Annotated in this window: 1 protein-coding gene; it reads right to left on the reverse strand. The window is 43.5% G+C overall.

Annotated elements, in window-relative coordinates:
• Positions 1-309 precede the first annotated feature (309 nt).
• Positions 310-2,465: phage tail protein (locus tag U869_RS0126215; protein WP_029988531.1), on the reverse strand; the 2,156-nt coding region annotated here is incomplete at its 5' end.

Here is a 2,465-nt window from a genome sequence, read left to right on the forward strand (position 1 = left end):
TGATGCCGCGCGCGATAAATGGCATTCAAAAAGCGCGATAAACCATGAGCGGAACTTTTGCATAGTGTGAAATGAAATTACATAGAGTAAAACCCCTGCAGGGGCTTTACTGTGGGCGTAGAAATTTATTGATGTGAGACTTCTGTAGAAAACCTCCACGAACAGTACAGCTCACCACTATCATTGTCTAATTGAACAAACTCACCATCTTCAGTCATACCAATGATCAGATAGACCTTACCAACCTCTAGGTCAGGAGCACTAACGTTAGTGATACAAATGACCGCATCATTAATCTTCATACATACCTCAACAACTGATCAGCTTGATCGAGTGAATAGTGAAAGACTCACCAATACCAATATTATCAGCGTTGAATCTTAGGCGTAAGAAAAATGCGCTTTTTGGTGTGGCCCATACTGTTCCTGAACTCCCTCTCACGTTTTTGGCACCGATCGCAATTGAGGTTGTACCACTCACTGAGTTATCAGTGATTAGGCCAATATCAGAAGCTACGCCATTACCCGCCGTTCTCGCCACTTGTGTGCAAAGGAGTTTTTGCACAAATACTGGACTAAGTGTCGACGTGTTGGAACCAAACCACTCGACACCGATTTGCGTGTGGCCTGTGATGGGTACAAAGAAATCAAGTCCCTTGCTACCACCTGCGTTTACAGATGAGGTCAAGGTGATAGAACCATCGCTGTTGATTACTGATGAAAGTCCTGTACCAGTAACGACATGTTCTACAGCCGAGATCCCTGGTGCCTTAAGAGAGCTATCAGCATCGTATAGCGCAATCGCTTTTGCTGCGTCATTAGTGAAGTTAATATTTGTCTTCAGATAAGGCATGTTTGATAGAATACATGACGAAATATTAATACCATCTGAGCTGATATCAATGTCTTTTAATGTCACTTGATTAGGGACAATTTGCTTAAACACATTGTATGGAGTTGTTGTGTTCAAACGGACCGCCATCTTACCGCTGACCACCGCATGGGCAGTTGCTCCCCGAAAATCTATGAACGGCAAAGTACGGGCAGAAAATTCGATGTGCGTATTCAGTTCGAGGAATCCACGAGTAATAATTGCGGCACCATCACAATAATCCATCGACCCCTTGTGCCAATATATTTTCCCATCTGGGTTGTCGAGAATGAATGCATACCCACCATTTTGCCAAATGCAACTGTCGAAAGAATAGCGCTCATATGTATCTGGCTGTGTTGTGATATTCATCCAATGCTCACAGCTATTTGCACCACAAGCATACCAAGCCCAGCCCCATCCGCCCTTACCGTTGCAGAATACATTTCTGAACCCTTTGAATTGGCAGTTAGAAACCGTCTGCAAGGCAGATGCGTTGTTGTTTGAGTCATCTGTGCTATTAACTCCATAAAACAAGTCCAAAGTTGCACGAGCATTGGAGGCAAAGATAATATTTTGATAGATAGGTGTTGTCTTATTGCTATATGAGGCCAATGGTGTATCCGTTGAGCCTGTCACAAGAAATGCGTATCCAGTTAGGTAAACACCTGCTGGATCGAAATAAAGTTGCCCAGGTCCCTCCAACGCAACTTTGCTGGCATCTATTGTACGTGTGGCCGCAATTTTCAAACATCCGCTCAGGTGTAGAATAGCCTTCGTCGTCATACCATTAGCGACTTTGCTGAACCTGGCTGAGATATCTAAAAGCTGTTGAAATCGAGTGGTAACATCACTTCCTCCCGTTGTATCAATACCAGACCATTCAACATAGAGGTCATGAGATACCTCTCTTTTCCAACGCTTCCCATTTTGTAATACAACGCAGGTGAAACCATTATCGTCAATAGTTGTAGAGTCTGTATCATCATAATAAAAATAACCGCCTCCTTTATCTCCTTTAGTTGAATGACAAACAACATCAATTTTTTGGTTTAGCACCGATGGGTTAATGGTTCTCAATGTTGAGATATCCGGGCACCGACCTATATATTTTAGCCCATCAACAGCTGAAAGAGATTGGAACTTTTGGTCAACATAATTTTTGGTTGCTAGAACAACCGAATCATCGACGATGATTGATAGTACAGCAGCATTATCAACTTCAAGGATAGCCTGAATGACAACTTGTTTACCTACACCAGATGACAATTGCGATTTATAGGTATCATCAAGACTTCCTACAGCGATCAGTCGACCATCGCTGTTAAACACACCCCATTCACGGATGAACCAACCGCCGATATTAGTCGGGATAATACCTTCAATGACGATTTGCGATGCATTATCTGGGTTGCCGTAGATGTCATTGACTATGCCTCGCCACCTTTCGCCCAATAGTGATGTTTGTTCTGGCGTAGGATCATACTGCTGCCCATTGCCATCACCGACTGCAATTTTAAACTCTGCGCCGACGATAGCAGTCCCATCAATGACGGCTTGAGCAAAGTAGGCTTCACCGACCGTCGTCAGAATTG

The sequence above is a fragment of the Serratia sp. H1w genome, from assembly GCF_000633355.1.
In the GTDB taxonomy this organism is placed as follows: Bacteria; Pseudomonadota; Gammaproteobacteria; order Enterobacterales; family Enterobacteriaceae; genus Chania.